Source organism: Agromyces tardus, from assembly GCF_003710805.1.
In the GTDB taxonomy this organism is placed as follows: Bacteria; Actinomycetota; Actinomycetes; order Actinomycetales; family Microbacteriaceae; genus Agromyces; species Agromyces tardus.
Genome location: NZ_RHHB01000004.1, coordinates 127,118 through 142,677, shown reverse-complemented (window position 1 = coordinate 142,677; position 15,560 = coordinate 127,118). Strand labels below are relative to the sequence as shown.

Below are 15,560 nucleotides of genomic sequence, written 5' to 3'. Positions count from 1 at the left end.
CGGCGATGGTGCACTAGTTGCCGCCCTCGTTGAGCGTGACGTCGATCGGCTGGAAGTTCTCGCCGGTCACGTCGAGCCCCTCGTCCTTCAGCTCCTTGAGCGCCTCGTCGATGTACTCGTTCGACCACGCCGACGCCGGGGGCTCCTCGGTGATGAGGTGCGCGCCCGACTCGTTGACCGCGGCGAGCGCGCCCGCCACGGTCTTGTCCCACGCGTCCTGGTTGATGACCCCGATGCCGTCGGGCGAGGGCCAGATGAGCTTGTTGGTCTCGTTCACCATCCAGAGCTCGTGACTCGGGCCCCAGCCGGAGCCGGCCGCGATCGTGATCTCCGAGGCCTTCTCGGGGTTCTCGGCCGCGTAGACCCAGCCCCGGATGACGGCCTTGAGGAACTTCACCGCGGTCTCGGCGTAGTCGGAATCGCTCTCGAGGCGATCCGTGTCGGCCCAGATCGCGTCCTGGAGCATCGCGCCGGCGGTCTCCTCGTAGCTGATGACGTTGAAGTCCTCGGGCGTGTACAGCTCACCCGTGTCCGGGTTCACCGTCTCGAGCAGCTGCGCGTACTCGTTGTAGGTCATCGCCTGGGCCGCGTCGATGTCGCCCTGCAGGAAGGCGTTCATGTTGAAGTCCTGCGTGATGATCTGCACGGTCGTGGCGTCGAGTCCCTCGTCGGCCATCGCCGCGAAGATCTCCCACTCGTTGCCGAATCCCCAGGAGCCGATCTTCTTGCCCTCGAAGTCGGCGACCGACTCGATTCCGGAGTCGGCCATGGAGACCTGGAGGGTGCCCGACCTCTGGAAGATCTGGGCGATGTCGGTGAGGTTGGCGCCCTGCTCGATCGAGCCGAGCACCTTCGGCACCCAGGCGATCGCGAAATCGACGTCGCCGTTGGCGAGGGCGTCCTGCGGCACGATGTCGCCGCCCGACGGGATGATCTCGACCTCGAGGCCCTCGTCCTCGAAGTAGCCCTGGTCGGCGGCGGCGAAGTAGCCGGCGAACTGGCCCTGCGGGAGCCACTGGAGCTGGAGTTTCACGGGGATGAGCCCCTCGTCCCCTGCGGAGTCGCTCGAGCTGGATCCCTCGCCGGATCCCGTCGAGCAGGCGGCGAGGAGGAACGCGGCCGTGACGGCGAACGCGCCGGCCGCGAGTCCGCGGCGTGTGCTGTGCTTCATGTCAGTCCTTCCAGGTTCTCGGTGCGTGCTGGTGCTGCGGTGCGTGCTGGTGGTGCTGCGGTGCGTGGTGCTGTGTGTCGGTGGTGCCGTGGGTGGTGCCGTGCCCCGCTGCGCGGGGACGTGGGGTGCCGTTCGCCGCTGCGGTGCGCGGGGCGATCGGGGCGAGCGGATGCCGCGTGGCCCGGGCCGGGCGCGTCATCGCGCACCCCCCGAGGGCGCGCGGCGCAGCACGAGGCGCTCGAGCAGGAGCGTCGCGAGGTAGAACAGCAGGCCGAGCGCGATGGATGCCACGACGTACGCCCATGCGCGGGCGTACGCGCTCGACGCTGCCGACGTCGAGATGAGCGAGCCGAGCCCGCCGCGCGGGCCGCCGAAGTACTCGGCGACGAGCGCCGAGATCACGGCGAGCGACGAGGCGATGCGGATGCCGGTGAGCACGAACGGCCGCGCGGTGGGCAGCGTCAGGGTGCGCAGCACCTGCTGGGAGTTCGCCGCGTACGCCTTCATGAGGTCGCGATGCACGGGCGTCGTCTGCCGGAAGCCGCGCAGCGTGTTGATGAACACGGGCACGAACGACGCGATGGCGGCGATCGCCTGGCGCCCGAACTGGCTGTCGGCGCCGAACATCGAGTTGAGCACGGGGGCGAGCGCCACGATCGGCACGACCGCGAGCGCCGCGATGAGGGGGGCGCTCATGCGGTCGGCGATGCTCCACCGCGCGGCGAGGGCCGCGAGCAGGATGCCGAGGATCGAGCCCACGACGAGGCCGATGAGCGCGTTCGTGCCGGTGATGAGCATCGCCGACGCGATCGACGCCCAGTTCGCGATGAACTCCTCGATGATCGAGGCGGGGCTCGGCAGCAGGTACTCCGAGACGCCCACGACCGTCACGAGGAACTGCCACGCGCCGAGCACGATGACGCCCACCGCGATCGGCGCCACGACGCGCAACGTGGCCTCCGTGCGCGGGCTCATGCGCTTCGGCCGGCCGGTCGTCGCGGCGGCGGTGCTGGCGGTGGCGGACATCAGCGCGTCTCCACCCCGCGTGCCCCCGACGCGACGGGCGATCCGCCGTGCAGCGCCTCGCGCACCGCGGTGACCATGTCGAAGAAGGTGCGCTCCTCGCGGAGCTCCTCGGTGCGCGCCGCGCGCGCGGCATCCGCCCCGAGCCGCATCGGCACGATCTGCTGGATGCGACCCGGCCGCGGCGACATCACGACGACCCGGTCGGAGAGGAACACCGCCTCGGGGATCGAGTGCGTCACGAACACCACGGCGGCGCCCGTCTCGGCCGAGATGCGCACGAGCTCGGTCTGCATCTTCTCGCGGGTCATCTCGTCGAGGGCGCCGAACGGCTCGTCCATGAGCAGCAGCCGCGGCTGCTCGGCGAGGGCACGCGCGATCGCGACGCGCTGCTGCATGCCGCCCGAGAGCTGGTCGGGGTAGCGGTCGGCGAAGTCGCCGAGGCCCACCATCTCGAGCAGCTGCGCCACGCGGCTGCGACGGTCGGCGGATGCCACGCCGTGCAGCTCGAGCGGGAGGGCGACGTTCGCCGCGACCGTGCGCCACGGCAGCAGGCCCGCCTGCTGGAACGCGATGCCGTACTCCTGGTCGAGGCGCGCCTGGCGCGAGCTCTTGCCGAAGACCGTGAGCGTGCCGGCGGTGGGGTCGTCGAGGTCGGCGATGAGCCGCATGAGGGTGGACTTGCCGCATCCGCTCGGCCCGATGAGCGAGACGAACTCGCCCGCCGCCACCGTGAGGTCGATCCCGTCGAGCGCCTGCACCTGGCCGGTGCGGGTCTCGAACACCTTGTCGACCCCGCGCACCTCGACGGCGCTCTCCGCTGGTCGAGGCGCTCGGGACCCGGCGTCCTGTGCGGTCTCTGCGGGTCGAGGCGCTCGAGACCCGGTGGTGGCATCGCTCATGCGGACTCCTCCGATCGTCGGTAGTTCTTGAGGATCACGCCGAGGAGCGCGACCGATCCGGCGGCCACGAGCCCGAGCAGGATCGCGCCGAAGATGGGCGCCCATGCCTTGGCCGGGTCGCCCGAGGCCTGCCCGGCGAACTGGATGAGGATGCGGCCGATGCCGCCCTGCAGTCCCGTCGACACCTCGGCCACGACGGCGCCGATGACGGCGTTCGCGGCACCGAGGCGCAGAGCCGGCAGGAGGTAGGGCACCGCGGCGGGGAAGCGCAGCTTGACGAGCGTCTTCCAATAGCCGGCCGCGTAGCTCTGCATGAGTTCCTCGTGGATGCGGTCGGGCGACTCGAGTCCCCTCAGCGCCCCGATCGCGATGGGGAAGAAGGCGAGGTAGCTCGCGATGAGGGCCACCGACATCCAGTCCTGCCACTCGAAGGACCCGATCTCGACACGCGAGCCCCAGCTCTTCACGATCGGGGCGAATGCGATGAGCGGCACGGTCTGACTCAGGACGATCCACGGCAGCAGGCCCCACTCGGCGATGCGCCAGCGCTGCATCACGAGCGCGAGCCCGATGCCCACGACGACGCCCACGAGCCATCCGGCCGCGGCGATGCCGAGCGTCGTGAGCGCCGCGAGCCCCACGACCATCCACAGCGGCTGCGCCGAGGGCGAGCGGGTCACGGGCTCGGCGAGGCGGCTGAACATGTCCCAGATGTGCGGCATGGCGAGGTCGGTCGTGCGGGGCAGCACGCGGGTGTCGCCGATCAGCACGCCGTCGGCCGGCGCGAGCAGCTTGTAGGTCTCCCAGACGAGCGCGACGAGCAGGATGCCGGCCAGGCCCCATCCCCACGCGGCGGCCGTGCGCCGGCCGCGGCGACCCTTCGCCGGTCGAGCAGCGAGGCCCTGCGAGCGTACCGAGACCCCTGGTTCGGTCTCGGCGGGTCTCGATACGCGAGGCGCTTCGCGGCTCGCTACTCGTCCACCGGTGTCCGTCATGCCTTCGCCGTGATGTGCTCGGAGAGCGCGGGGATGACGGTCTCGCCGTAGACCCGCAGCGTCTCCTCCTTGTTGTCGTGCTGGAGGTAGCCGGCGAACTGGTCGACCCCGAGCGCCTTGAGCTGCTCGAGCTTCTCGATGTGCTCGCTCGCCGAGCCGAGCACGCAGAAGCGCTCCACGATCTCGTCGGGCACGAATTGGGTGTGCACGTTGCCGGCGCGACCGTGCTCGTTGTAGTCGTAGCTCTCGCGTCCGGCGATGTACTCGGTGAGCGCAGTGGGCACCTCGCCGGCCGTGCCGTACTTCGCGACGATGTCGGCCACGTGGTTGCCGACCATGCCGCCGAACCAGCGGCACTGGTCGCGCATGTGCTCCCAGTCGTCGCCGATGTACATGGGCGCGGCGACGCAGAACTTGACCGCGTCGGGATCGCGACCGGCATCCTCGGCGGCGCGACGGACCGTCTGGATCATCCACGAGGCGATGTCGATGTCCGCCAGCTGCAGGATGAACCCGTCGCCCACCTCGCCGGCGAGCTTCAACGCCATCGGGCCGTAGGCCGCGACCCACACCTCGAGTTCCGAGCCCCGGCTCCACGGGAACTGGATCGTCGAGCCGTGATAGTCGACCGCGCGCGAGTTGCCGAGCTCGCGGATCACCTGGATCGCCTCGCGCAGCTGGGCGATCGTCGTGGGCTTGCCGTTCGTGACGCGCACCGCCGAGTCGCCGCGGCCGATGCCGCACACCGTGCGGTTGCCGAACATCTCGTTGAGCGTCGCGAACACCGACGCCGTCACGGTCCAGTCGCGGGTCGCGGGATTCGTGACGAACGGGCCGACCTTGATGCGCTGGGTCTGCGCGAGGATCTGGCTGTAGATGACGTACGGCTCCTGCCACAGGATGTGGGAGTCGAACGTCCACACGTGGCTGAACCCGTGCACCTCGGCAAGCTTCGCGAGCTGGATGGTGCGCGATGCCGGGGGGTTGGTCTGCAGGACCGCTCCGAATTCCATCCGTTGCTCCTTCGTGTCGTGGGTTGAGTAGGCCGGAGGCCGTATCGAAACCTTGTTCGTGGGTTGAGTAGGCCGGAGGCCGTATCGAAACCTGGTCTCGATACGCCGCTGCGCGGCGACTCGACCGGCGATGTTCAGTTGTGCGGCATCCGCTGGTCTCGATACGCCGCTGCGCGGCGACTCGACCGGCAGACGTTGTTCAGGTGAGGTACTGCGTCAGGCCGCGCTTGAGGAAGCGGCCGTCGCCCTTGGCGCCGAGGTACTCGTTGCCGTCGACGAGGACCTTGCCCCGCGAGAGCACCGTGTCGACGTGCCCATCGATCTCGTAGCCCTCCCACGCGGAGTAGTCCATGTTCATGTGGTGCGTCTTGTCGAGGCCGATCGAGGTGTGCCCGTTCGGGTCGTAGACGACGATGTCGGCGTCGGCGCCGGGCTGGATGACGCCCTTCGTGCCGTAGAGGCCGAACATGCGCGCCGGGGTGGTGCTCGTGAGCTCCACCCAGCGTTCGAGGGTGATCTCGCCGGTGACGACGCCCTGGTACATGAGGTCCATGCGGTGTTCGATCGAGCCGATGCCGTTCGGGATCTTCCGGAAATCGCCGAGGCCGAGCTCCTTCTGGTCCTTCATGCAGAACGGGCAGTGGTCGGTCGAGACCATCTGCAGGTCGTTCGTGCGCAGCGCCTGCCACATCGAGTCCTGGTGGCCCTCGGCGCGCGAGCGCAGCGGCGTCGAGCACACCCACTTGGCCCCCTCGAAGGCGCCCCACTCGTCGCTCCTCGCGCCGAGCTGGTCTTCGAGCGACAGGTAGAGGTACTGCGGGCAGGTCTCGCCGAAGACGTTCTGGCCCTTGTCGCGGGCCCACGCGAGCTGCTCGACGGCCTGCTTGGCCGACACGTGCACGATGTAGAGCGGGGCACCCGTGAGCTTCGCGAGCATGATCGCCCGGTGGGTGGCCTCCTCCTCCATCTCCCAGGCGCGGGCGATGCCGTGGTAGTACGGGTCGGTCTTGCCCGACTCGGCGAGCTGGGCCGCGAGCACGTCGATCGCGGGGCCGTTCTCGGCGTGCATCATCGTGAGCAGCCCGGTGTCGCGCGAGACCTGCATGGCCTTGAGGATCTGCGCGTCATCCGAGTAGAAGACGCCCGGGTACGCCATGAACATCTTGAAGCTCGTGATGCCCTCGTCGGGCAGCTTCTTCATGGCCTCGAGCGACGCCTCGTTCACGTCGCCGACGATCTGGTGGAACCCGTAGTCGATCGCGCAGTTGCCCGCTGCCTTCGCGTGCCAGGCAGCCAGTCCGTCTTCGATGCGCTGCCCGTGGGTCTGCACCGCGAAGTCGATGATCGAGGTCGTGCCGCCCCATGCGGCCGCCCGCGTGCCGGTCTCGAAGGTGTCGGATGCCTCGGTGCCTCCGAACGGCAGCTGCATGTGCGTGTGCGCGTCGATGCCCCCGGGGATCACGTACTTGCCCGTGGCGTCGATGACGCGATCGACGGATGCCGCGACATCCGTGCCGAGCAGGGTGCTGCCGGGTTCGAGCACCGCCCGGATGGTCTCGCCGTCGATGAGGACGTCGGCCGCGGCGCGGCCCGTGGCGGAGACGACGGTGCCGCCGGTGATGAGGGTGGTTGCCATCGGTGGAGCTCCTTTCTTCGCTGATCGAGTAGGCCGCCTGCGGCCCTATCGAGATCTCGTCCTCGGGTCTCGATGCGCTTCGCTACTCGACCGGCGGGCTGGTCACGGCTTCGGGATGGAGGTGTAGGAGTCGGGCCGGCGGTCGCGGTAGAACTGCCAGGCGTTGCGCACCTGCCGGATCATGTCCATGTCGAGGTCGCGCACGACGACCTCCTCCTCGGTCTCGGAGCCGTAGTCGCCCACGATGTTGCCCTGCGGGTCGCAGAACTGGCTCTTGCCGTAGAAGTTCACGGCGAGGTCGCCGTACTCGTTGTCCTCCAGGCCCACGCGGTTGGCCGCGGCCACGAAGTAGCCGTTCGCGGCGGCCGCGGCGGGCTGCTCGATCTCCCACAGGCGGTTCGACAGGCCGGGCTTGGTGGCGTTGGGGTTGAACACGATCTGCGCGCCGTTGAGGCCGAGCTCGCGCCATCCCTCGGGGAAGTGCCGGTCGTAGCAGATGTAGACGCCGATGGGCCCGACGGCCGTGTTGAACACGGGGTAGCCGAGGTTGCCGGGACGGAAGTAGAACTTCTCCCAGAACTTGTCGAGGTTCGGGATGTGGTGCTTGCGGTACTTGCCGAGGATCGTGCCGTCGGCGTCGACGACCACCGCGGTGTTGTAGTAGACGCCGGGCTGCTCCTCCTCGTAGATGGGGAGCACCATCACCATGCCGAGCTCCTTCGCCAGGGCGGCGAAGCGCTGCACGATCGGGCCGTCGGCGGGCTCGGCGTAGTCGTAGTACTTCACGTCCTCGGTGATGCCGAAGTACGGCCCGTAGAACAGCTCCTGGAAGCAGATGACCTGTGCGCCCTGCTCCTTCGCCTGCCGGGCGAACTGCTCGTGCTTGTCGAGCATCGAGTCCTTGTCGCCGGTCCAGGTCGTCTGCGTGATGGCCGCCCTGACGATCGTCATGTTGCCTCCTGAGTCGGTCGGCGTCGTTGCCGCCGCTCGGTGCCTGGCGTGGAACTCAGTGCGCAGGGTCCACCGGGCGATGTGACGCCGAGAGGTGTGCCGACAGGCCGGGTGCCCGTCGTGGAACTGTGCCGAACCGGGACTCGCGACCCGTTCTGTTATTGTTCGGCGTGAACATTTCTCTTTTGTTTCACTCTGTGACGCTGTGGTTAATCATCCTGTCCCTGTCTTCGTGAGGAGGCAATGGTCGTGTCGAGTATTGGTGTGGATGTCACTGCGCTGACCGCGCTCGCCGAGTTCCCCGACACGACCCCCCGGGGCATCGCCGGGGTCATCGCCCGCCTCGTGAACACGGGCGAGCTCGCCGGGGGCGAGCGCCTCCCGACCGTGCGCGACCTGGCCTCCGAACTGGGGGTGAGCCCCGCCACCGTGAGCCAGGCCTGGCAGGCGCTCGCGCGGGCCGGGCTCATCGAGTCGCGTGGCCGGGCCGGCAGCTTCGTGCGCCGCGCCACGCCCACGTGGCTCGCGCCGCGCATGCGGGGCATGGCGGCGCCGAACGATCCGGTGCGCCTCGACCTCTCGCGCGGAACGCCCGATCCGCTGCTGCTGCCGGCCCTCGGGCCCGCGCTGTCGCGCGTGTCCGCGCGCGCCGAGACGGGCAGCTACCAGGCCGAGCCGGTGATCCCCGCGCTCGCAGCGGTGCTCGCGGACTCGTGGCCGTCGCGCGCTGAGTCGATCATGGTCGTCGACGGCGCCCTCGACGCGATCTCGCGCACGCTCGAGCAGGTGGTGCGCTTCGGCGATCGGGTGGTCGTGGAGCACCCCGGATTCCCGCCGTTCCTCGACCTGCTCGACGTGCTCGGCGCCGAGGCGGTGCCGGTGACCCTCGACGAGCAGGGGATGCTGCCCGAGGCGCTCGCCCGCGCGCTGCAGCGGCGTCCGGTGGCGGTGCTCCTGCAGCCGCGCGCCCAGAACCCGACGGGCGCGTCGATGTCGACCGAGCGCGCCGCGGACCTCGCCCGCGTCATCCGCTCGGCGACCGACGTCGACGACCTCGTCGTGATCGAGGACGACCACTCCGGTCTCATCTCGACCGAGGGCGACGTGACCCTCGGCACCTCGCTGCCCGACCGGGTCGTGCACGTGCGCAGCTTCGCCAAGTCGCACGGACCCGACCTGCGCATCGCCGCCCTCGGCGGCCCGCGGGACCTCATCGACCGGATCGTGGCGCGCCGCATGCTCGGCCCCGGCTGGACGTCGCGGATGCTGCAGACGATCCTGCTCGACCTGCTCACCGACGGCACCGCGATCGACGCCGTCGCCGAGGCGCGGCGTGCGTACTACACGCGGCAGCGCGCGCTCGGGGACGCCCTGCGGGCACGCGGCGTGCCGGTCGTGCACGCCGACGGCATCAACCTGTGGGTGCCGGTGCTGAGCGAGCGGTCGGCGCTCGTGCAGCTCGCGGCCGCCGGCATCCGCGTGGCCGCGGGCACGCCGTTCCTCGCGGCGGGCGAGGCCGCCGTGGGCGCGAACGGGTCGCGGTCGCGCGCCGCCGGCGAGTTCGTGCGCGTCACCGTGGGCGTGCTGCGCGACGGCACCGACGAGGTCGCCGATGCGCTCGCGACGGCCGCGCGCCATCTGGCCGCGGGCGGCTACTGACGGCCGGGCCGTCGGATGCCGCCGCGCGCTGTCGCGGCATCCGCCCGCAGCGCATTGCGCGCCCCACCGCCCGTGCGCCGCGCGCTGGAGTGAGGTTTCCGGGCTGGAGTGCCGGTGGATTCCGACCTCCACGACGGAAACCTCACTCCAGCGCGGAAGAGGGTGCGGCGGCGGTGGCGCGGGGGGGGGAGGGCGGGCGCGGGGTGCGGGACGCGGGCGCTACGCGCCCACGTGGTTGGGCGCCTTCGCGTAGTGGTCGGGGGTGATCGTGAGCTCCGCCTGGCCGCCCGTCATCGAGCGCAGGTCGAGCACGTAACGGCGCAGCTCGGCCTCCGGCACGCTCGCCAGCACGCGCACGCGGCCGTCGGCGGCGGACTCCGTGGCGCTCACGCGTCCGCGACGGCCCGACAGGTCGGTGAGCACCGTGCCCTGCAGGTCGGCCGGCACGGTCACCGTCACGCTGGAGATCGGCTCGAGCACCACCGTGCCCGCCTCGGCGAGCGCCGCCTTGACCCCGATCGAGGCGGCCGTGCGGAACGCCATCTCGGACGAGTCGACCGAGTGCGCCTTGCCGCCGAGGAGCTCGACGCGCACGTCGACGACGGGGTGGCCCTCGAGCCCGCCGGCCGCCAAGGCGTCGCGTGCCCCCTTCTCGACGGCCGGGATGTACGTGCGCGGCACGGCGCCGCCGACCACGCTGTCGACGAACTCGAAGCCCTCGCCCGACGGCAGCGGGGAGACCCGCAACTGCACGACCGCGAACTGACCGTGTCCGCCCGACTGCTTCTTCAGCTTGCCCTCGACCTCGGCGGTGCCCGCGATGGTCTCGCGATAGGCGACGGGCGCCGGTCCCGTGTTCACGTGCACCCCGAACACGCGCGCCAGACGCTCGACCGCGACCGCCAGGTGCGTCTCGCCGAGGCCCCGCAGGATCGTGGCGCCGCCGGCGCGGTCGATGACGAGCGTGGGGTCCTCGGCGACGAGTCGGGCGAGCGCGGCCGACAGCTTCTCGTCGTCGGACTGCGTCGCCGGTTCGAGGCTCACCGCGAACACCGGCGCACGCCTCGGGAGGGGCGCGGGGCGCGCCGTGCCGGTCGGCCGCGACCAGAGCAGGGTTCCCGTCGGCGACCCCGTCAGCTTCGCCACGGCGCCCACCTCGCCCGCGCGCAGCACGTCGGCCGGCAGGTGCTCGGCGCCGCGCAGTCGGAAGAGCCCGTGGATGCGCTCGTCGGCCCCGGTGGTGGCGTTGTGGAGCCGGTCGCTCGGCCGCAGCACCCCCGAGAGCACGCGGAGCATCGACACCTGCCCCACGAAGGGGTCGGCCACTGTGCGGAACACGTGCACGAGCGTCTCCCCGTCGGGGTTCGGCGCGACGGGGAGCTCGGCGCCCCCGCCCGACCCGGAGGAGCCGGCGCTGCCGCCCGGCGAGCCGCCCACCACGATCCGCGCGTCGCGCTCGAGCGCCGAGGGCGCGAGCCGGCACAGCAGGTCGGCGACCCGGTCGACCCCGGTGCCGGTGACGCCCGAGCACACGATCACGGGCACCGCCTCGCCCGAGGCCACCTCGCGCGCGAACGTGCGCTCGAGGTCGCCGGGCGACGGCTCCCGTCCGTCGAGGTACGCCTCGAGCTGCTCGTCGTCGTGCGAGACGATCTCCTCGGTCACGTCGAGGTGCATGCGGTGCTCCTCGGCCTGCGCCTCGGCCGGCAGCGGCTCGTCGTGGTGCCGGCCGGCGTCGTCGTAGACGAGCGCCTGCTCGCTCAGCACGTCGGCGATCGCGCGGAACCCCTGCTCCTCGCCGAGCGGCAGCTCGAGCGCCCAGAGGTGGTCGCCGAACTCCGCGTGCAGCTGGGCGAGCACTCGGTGGAAGTCCGCACGGGCCTTGTCCTCCTGCGTGATCACGACGATGCGCGGCACGCCCGCCGCCTCCACGGCCGCCCACGTGGCACGTGTGCCCGCGGTGACGCCGTCGACCGCGCTCACGACGACGAGCGCGACATCCGCCACCGACAGTGCCGTGTCGACGCCGCCGACGAAGTCGGGGTGCCCGGGGGTGTCGGCGAGCGTCATCGCGTGCTCCACGCCGTCGGGCCCCGTCCAGGAGAGGTAGGCGAGCGAGAGCCCGAGGGTCGTGCCTCTCGCGATCTCCTCGGGCTCGTGGTCGCAGACCGTGCTGCCGTTCTCGACGGTGCCGACCCTCGTGATGGAGCCGGCCCGGTACAGCAGCGCCTCTGCGAGCGTCGTCTTGCCCGAACCGGCGCCGCCCACGAGGGCGACGGTGCGATGCGGCGTGGTCGATGCCGAGTTCATGGAGCCTCCCGCGACGGTGCGGACCTGTCCGTCCATCGTGTACCCGACGCTCCGCGAATGCCAGAGCCTTCCGGCCCTGCCGTCGCCCGATCCGGCCGGCGGTGCGCGACGGGTGGTGTCAGCCCGCGGCGGCGCGCGACGCGCGGAGCTGCTCGACGATATGGCGCGTCTCGGGCGCGACCGACTCGCCGAGGTGCGCGAGCAGGGTGGGGTCGTCGCCCGAGACGATGAACGTCGCGATGCCGTGGTCGAGTGCGAGCTCGGCGAGCATGTCGGGTCGCGCCTCCCTCGGGCCGATGTTGAGCAGGCGGCGGATGTCGCGCGGCTCGCGCCCGGCGGCGTGCGCCGCCTCGTCGATGCGCGCGTTGCCCGCGTCGAGCCCCGCGAGTCCGCCCTCGATGCGCCCGAGCGACGGGAGCCAGCCGTCGGCGGCCCGTCCGACGAGGCGCAGCCCTTTGGGCTTCAGCACGCCGAGCCAGATCGGGATCGGCCGCTGCACCGGGGCCGGGCCCCGCTTCGCCCCGCGGATCGGGTAGAACTCCTGGTCGAGGAACACGCCGCCCGCGGCATCCGTGTCGAGCAGTTCGCGGATGACCGTGATCGCCTCGGCGAGCGCGTCGCCGGACTCGGCGGGGCTGCGGTCGGGCGCCCCCATCGCGAGGGCGGCCGGCGCGAAGCCGCCCGCGCCGAGTGCGATCGCCACGCGACCGCCGGTGAGCAGGTCGAGGGATGCCGCAGCGCGGGCGAGCACGGCCGGCGGGCGCAGCAGCAGGTTGTGCACGTTCGCCGAGATGCGGATGCGGTGCGTGCGGGCGCCGACCCAGCTCATGAGCGTCCACGTGTCGAGGAACCGCGGCTGGTACGGGTGGTCCTGGAACGTGACGAGGTCGAGTCCCGCCGTCTCGCTCGCGACGGCGAGGTCGACGGTGCGCTGCGGCTGCTCCGCGGAGGGCGTGACGAACGATCCGAACTCGAGGGGGAGGCCGTAGTCGGGCATGCGGCAACGCTACGCCGGATCGGCGGACGGGGTCCGCGGGCGCGGTTCCGCGGGCGCGGGCACCGCTGGGGCGTGCGCTGCTGGCGCGCGGCGCCCGGCGGGCGCGCCGCATCCGCTCGCTCAGAACCCCGTGGGCTCGGTCTCGAACTCGGGCTCAGCCGCACGCGCCTCGCGGTGCAGGGGCCTGAGGGCGGTCGTGCGCTCGCACCAGAGCAGCGCGTCGTAGCGGCGGCCCATGACGGTGGGCACGAAGTTGCCGTGCTCGCGCTCGGGCGCGTACACGACGCCGATCGCCCGGTGGCCGAGCCGCGACGAGAGCCACGGCCCCGAGCGGTCGGCGCCGAACACGAGCAGTGCGGGCGCGCCGAGCGTCTGGTGCAGGAGCCGCTCGTGGGTGGGCACGCGCGCGACGGGCACCTGCATGACGCGGTCGGGGTCGCCCCAGGCATCGGCCGCGATCACCGTGCCGCCGAACCCCGCGAAGCCGACGAGCACGACGTCTCGGGCACCGTGCCTGCGGCGCAGCAGCTCGCCGATGTTCACGAGACCGCCCGCGGCCATGTCGGTGGCGCGGGCGTCGCCGACGTGGGTGTTGTGCGCCCAGATGAGTCCCTTCGACGCCGGCCCCTGGTGCGCGGCCAGCCGGTCGACGGTGTCGGCCATGTGGATGTCGCGGATGTTCCACGACTCCCGGTCGCCGCGCACCATGATGCGGTAGTAGCGCTCGGCCGCCGCGACCACCTCGGCGTTCTGCAGCACGTCGAACTCCTCGTCGTCGCGCCGGTCGGTGGGACGCGCACGGCGCCGCACCTCGACGAGGAGGTCGACGACGTCGTCCTCGCAGTCCTCGGGCACCAGCCGGGTGCTCCACGCGTAGCGGTGCGGATCCTCGTGGAACGGCAGGAAGCACTGCCACGCCTCGAGCGCGGCGGGCAGCGAGTCGACCGCGTGCTCGCCGAGCCACGTGAGGATCTCCTGCAGCGATTCCCACAGCGAGTACACGTCGAGGCCGTAGAAGCCCACCCGCTCGGGCTCGGGCAGCTTCTCGTTGTGGGCGTGCAGCCAGTCGAGGAAGTCGGCGACCTCGCGGTTCGCCCACATCCACGTGGGCCAGCGATCGAAGCGTGCGAGCACGCCCGCGGCATCGAGCTCGCGGTCGTCGAGGCCGCGCACCCAGCGGTCGATGCGCCAGCAGTCGGGCCAGTCGCCCTCGACGCCGATCCACGTGAACCCGCGCTCCACGATGAGCCGCTTGCTCACCTCGGCCCGCCAGCGGTAGTACTCGTGGGTGCCGTGCGACGCCTCGCCGAGGGCCACGAACCGCGCGTCCCCCACCCGCTCGACGAGCGGGGTCAGATCGGCGGATGACGCGAGCGGCCGTGCGAGCGACCGGATCTCGTCGGCCGCGGCCTGCAGGAGCACGCCGAGCGGATCCTCGATCATGGGCGGACTCCGGTCTCGTCGTCGGGCCCGCCGGGGGCGCCGGCTGTTGCACCGGCGGCCAGGTGGCGCAGGAACCAGTCGCGGGCGTGGATCGCCGCCTCGGCGAGCGTGCCGGGCTCCTCGAACAGGTGCGTGGCACCGGGCACGATCACGAGGTCGGCCTCGCACCGCAGCTGCGCGAGCGCCTGGCGGTTGAGGTCGAGCACGACCAGGTCGTCGCCGCCGACGATCAGGAGGGTCGGCGCGCGCACGTCGCCGAGCCGCGGCCCGGCGAGGTCGGGGCGGCCCCCACGGGAGACCACCGCGCCGATCCGGGCGCTGGGCTCGGCGGCCGCCCAGAGCGCGGCGCCGGCGCCCGTGCTCGCCCCGAAGTAGCCGACGGGCAGGCCGGATGCCTCGTCGCGAGCACCGAGCCACGCCACCGCCGACACGAGCCGCCGCGCGAGCAGCGGGATGTCGAACACGTTGGCGCGATCGGACTCCTCCTCGACGAGCAGGAGGTCGAGGAGCAGCGTGCCGAGCCCCACGCGCTGCAGGGTCTCGGCGACGAGCCGGTTGCGCGGGCTGTGCCGGCTGCTGCCGCTTCCGTGCGCGAAGACGACGAACCCGGCGGGCGACTCGGGGACGCTGAGGTCGGCCGCGAGGCGGAGGCCCTCGTGCGGCACGGCGACCTGGGTGTGCCGCACCTGCGCGAGGGTGCGCGACGACGCCCCGCGCTCACGACGGTGGGCAGCGTCGAGCAGCAGGATGACCTCCTCGTCGCTCGTCGGCGCGAAGTCCCGGTACGCCTCGCCGACGGCCTGGAACCACCGCGGCTGCAGCAGGCACACCACCTCGTCCGCCGACGGCACGCGCGCCGCGACATCCGCCGGACCGATCGGGGCGGCCACCACGACCCGCCGCGCGCCGAGCGAACGGGCGACCCGGCAGGCGACCTCGGCGGTCGAGCCGGTCGCGAGGCCATCGTCGACGATGACCGCCGTGCGGCCCGCGAGCGCACGCGGCGGGCGGCCGCGGCGCAACTGCTCCACGCGTCGTTCGAGGGTCGCCCGCTCGCGGCGTTCCACCTCGGCGAACTGCGACGGCGTCACGCGGGCCCGGCGCACGAGGTCCTCGTCGACGAGGCGCGCGCCGCCCTCGCCGATCGCGCCCATCGCCACCTCGGGCTGGAACGGCAGGCCGAGCTTGCGCACGACGATCACGTCGAGGGGCAGGCCGAGACCCTCGGCCACCACGGCGGCGACGGGCACGCCGCCGCGGGGGAGCCCGAGCACGATCGCGTCGTCGGTGCGCAGCGCTGCGACGCGGTCCAAGAGGTGGGTCGCGGCGTCCATGCGGTCGGCGAACACCGTTCCAGTGTGCGCGGGGGTCGGCACGACGGTGAGTGCCGTTGGTCCCCCGAACGTGTGACCTTCGGCCCCGCATGCGGGCGGCATCCGGGGCAGTGTGGGCGTTGGGGT

Annotated in this window: 13 protein-coding genes; 1 reads left to right on the top strand and 12 read right to left on the bottom strand. The window is 72.0% G+C overall.

Annotated features, from left to right (window positions below):
* Window positions 1-13: 13 nt before the first annotated feature.
* From EDM22_RS04705 to EDM22_RS04675, 8 genes are all read right to left on the bottom strand, one after another.
* The gene (locus tag EDM22_RS04705) at window positions 14-1,171 is read right to left on the bottom strand and encodes an ABC transporter substrate-binding protein (RefSeq protein WP_122935902.1); all 1,158 of its coding nucleotides are present in this window, start codon (window positions 1,169-1,171) and stop codon (window positions 14-16) included.
* A gap of 1 nt (window position 1,172) precedes the next feature.
* Window positions 1,173-1,370: a hypothetical protein gene (locus EDM22_RS19310; RefSeq protein WP_138708029.1), complete on the bottom strand. Its 198-nt coding sequence runs from the start codon at window positions 1,368-1,370 to the stop codon at window positions 1,173-1,175.
* Window positions 1,367-2,197, bottom strand: a complete 831-nt coding sequence (locus EDM22_RS04700) for an ABC transporter permease (protein ID WP_122935901.1) — start codon at window positions 2,195-2,197, stop codon at window positions 1,367-1,369. Before EDM22_RS04700 ends, EDM22_RS19310 begins: the two co-directional genes overlap by 4 nt.
* Entirely contained in the window at window positions 2,197-3,096 is a 900-nt protein-coding gene (locus EDM22_RS04695) for an ABC transporter ATP-binding protein (protein ID WP_122935900.1), read from the bottom strand. Before EDM22_RS04695 ends, EDM22_RS04700 begins: the two co-directional genes overlap by 1 nt.
* On the bottom strand, window positions 3,093-4,091 hold the full coding sequence (locus EDM22_RS04690) for an ABC transporter permease (RefSeq protein WP_122935899.1): 999 nt from the start codon (window positions 4,089-4,091) through the stop codon (window positions 3,093-3,095). Before EDM22_RS04690 ends, EDM22_RS04695 begins: the two co-directional genes overlap by 4 nt.
* Entirely contained in the window at window positions 4,088-5,104 is a 1,017-nt protein-coding gene (locus EDM22_RS04685) for a TIGR03842 family LLM class F420-dependent oxidoreductase (RefSeq protein WP_122935898.1), read from the bottom strand. The genes EDM22_RS04690 and EDM22_RS04685 overlap by 4 nt, the downstream gene beginning before the upstream one ends.
* Before the next feature lie 199 nt (window positions 5,105-5,303).
* The gene (gene hydA, locus EDM22_RS04680; RefSeq protein ID WP_122935897.1) at window positions 5,304-6,740 is read right to left on the bottom strand and encodes a dihydropyrimidinase; all 1,437 of its coding nucleotides are present in this window, start codon (window positions 6,738-6,740) and stop codon (window positions 5,304-5,306) included.
* A 102-nt stretch (window positions 6,741-6,842) separates the two neighbouring features.
* Window positions 6,843-7,691, bottom strand: a complete 849-nt coding sequence (locus EDM22_RS04675) for a nitrilase-related carbon-nitrogen hydrolase (RefSeq protein WP_122935896.1) — start codon at window positions 7,689-7,691, stop codon at window positions 6,843-6,845.
* A 264-nt stretch (window positions 7,692-7,955) separates the two neighbouring features.
* Here EDM22_RS04675 and EDM22_RS04670 point away from each other — a divergent pair, with 264 nt between their 5' ends.
* On the top strand, window positions 7,956-9,350 hold the full coding sequence (locus EDM22_RS04670) for an aminotransferase-like domain-containing protein (protein WP_245989197.1): 1,395 nt from the start codon (window positions 7,956-7,958) through the stop codon (window positions 9,348-9,350).
* A gap of 219 nt (window positions 9,351-9,569) precedes the next feature.
* On the opposite strand, the gene EDM22_RS04665 is transcribed toward EDM22_RS04670, so the two are convergent.
* From EDM22_RS04665 to EDM22_RS04650, 4 genes are all read right to left on the bottom strand, one after another.
* Window positions 9,570-11,660, bottom strand: coding sequence for an elongation factor G (locus EDM22_RS04665; RefSeq protein WP_122935940.1), 2,091 nt, complete (start codon window positions 11,658-11,660; stop codon window positions 9,570-9,572).
* Window positions 11,661-11,778: 118 nt separating this feature from the next.
* Window positions 11,779-12,657, bottom strand: coding sequence for an LLM class flavin-dependent oxidoreductase (locus EDM22_RS04660; RefSeq protein WP_122935894.1), 879 nt, complete (start codon window positions 12,655-12,657; stop codon window positions 11,779-11,781).
* A 120-nt stretch (window positions 12,658-12,777) separates the two neighbouring features.
* Complete coding sequence (locus EDM22_RS04655) at window positions 12,778-14,100, bottom strand: erythromycin esterase family protein (protein WP_122935893.1); 1,323 nt, start codon at window positions 14,098-14,100, stop codon at window positions 12,778-12,780.
* On the bottom strand, window positions 14,097-15,449 hold the full coding sequence (locus tag EDM22_RS04650; protein WP_342768498.1) for a phosphoribosyltransferase family protein: 1,353 nt from the start codon (window positions 15,447-15,449) through the stop codon (window positions 14,097-14,099). Before EDM22_RS04650 ends, EDM22_RS04655 begins: the two co-directional genes overlap by 4 nt.
* Window positions 15,450-15,560 lie beyond the last annotated feature (111 nt).

What these genes read in the sequence shown, in the direction of transcription:
- EDM22_RS04700 (WP_122935901.1), bottom strand. Translation starts at nt 2,197, where the DNA reads ATGTCCGCCACCGCCAGCACCGCCGCCGCGACGACCGGCCGGCCGAAG.
- EDM22_RS04660 (WP_122935894.1), bottom strand. Translation starts at nt 12,657, where the DNA reads ATGCCCGACTACGGCCTCCCCCTCGAGTTCGGATCGTTCGTCACGCCC.
- EDM22_RS04675 (WP_122935896.1), bottom strand. Translation starts at nt 7,691, where the DNA reads ATGACGATCGTCAGGGCGGCCATCACGCAGACGACCTGGACCGGCGAC.
- EDM22_RS04665 (WP_122935940.1), bottom strand. Translation starts at nt 11,660, where the DNA reads ATGAACTCGGCATCGACCACGCCGCATCGCACCGTCGCCCTCGTGGGC.
- EDM22_RS19310 (WP_138708029.1), bottom strand. Translation starts at nt 1,370, where the DNA reads ATGACGCGCCCGGCCCGGGCCACGCGGCATCCGCTCGCCCCGATCGCC.
- EDM22_RS04685 (WP_122935898.1), bottom strand. Translation starts at nt 5,104, where the DNA reads ATGGAATTCGGAGCGGTCCTGCAGACCAACCCCCCGGCATCGCGCACC.
- EDM22_RS04705 (WP_122935902.1), bottom strand. Translation starts at nt 1,171, where the DNA reads ATGAAGCACAGCACACGCCGCGGACTCGCGGCCGGCGCGTTCGCCGTC.
- hydA (WP_122935897.1), bottom strand. Translation starts at nt 6,740, where the DNA reads ATGGCAACCACCCTCATCACCGGCGGCACCGTCGTCTCCGCCACGGGC.
- EDM22_RS04695 (WP_122935900.1), bottom strand. Translation starts at nt 3,096, where the DNA reads ATGAGCGATGCCACCACCGGGTCTCGAGCGCCTCGACCCGCAGAGACC.
- EDM22_RS04690 (WP_122935899.1), bottom strand. Translation starts at nt 4,091, where the DNA reads ATGACGGACACCGGTGGACGAGTAGCGAGCCGCGAAGCGCCTCGCGTA.
- EDM22_RS04655 (WP_122935893.1), bottom strand. Translation starts at nt 14,100, where the DNA reads ATGATCGAGGATCCGCTCGGCGTGCTCCTGCAGGCCGCGGCCGACGAG.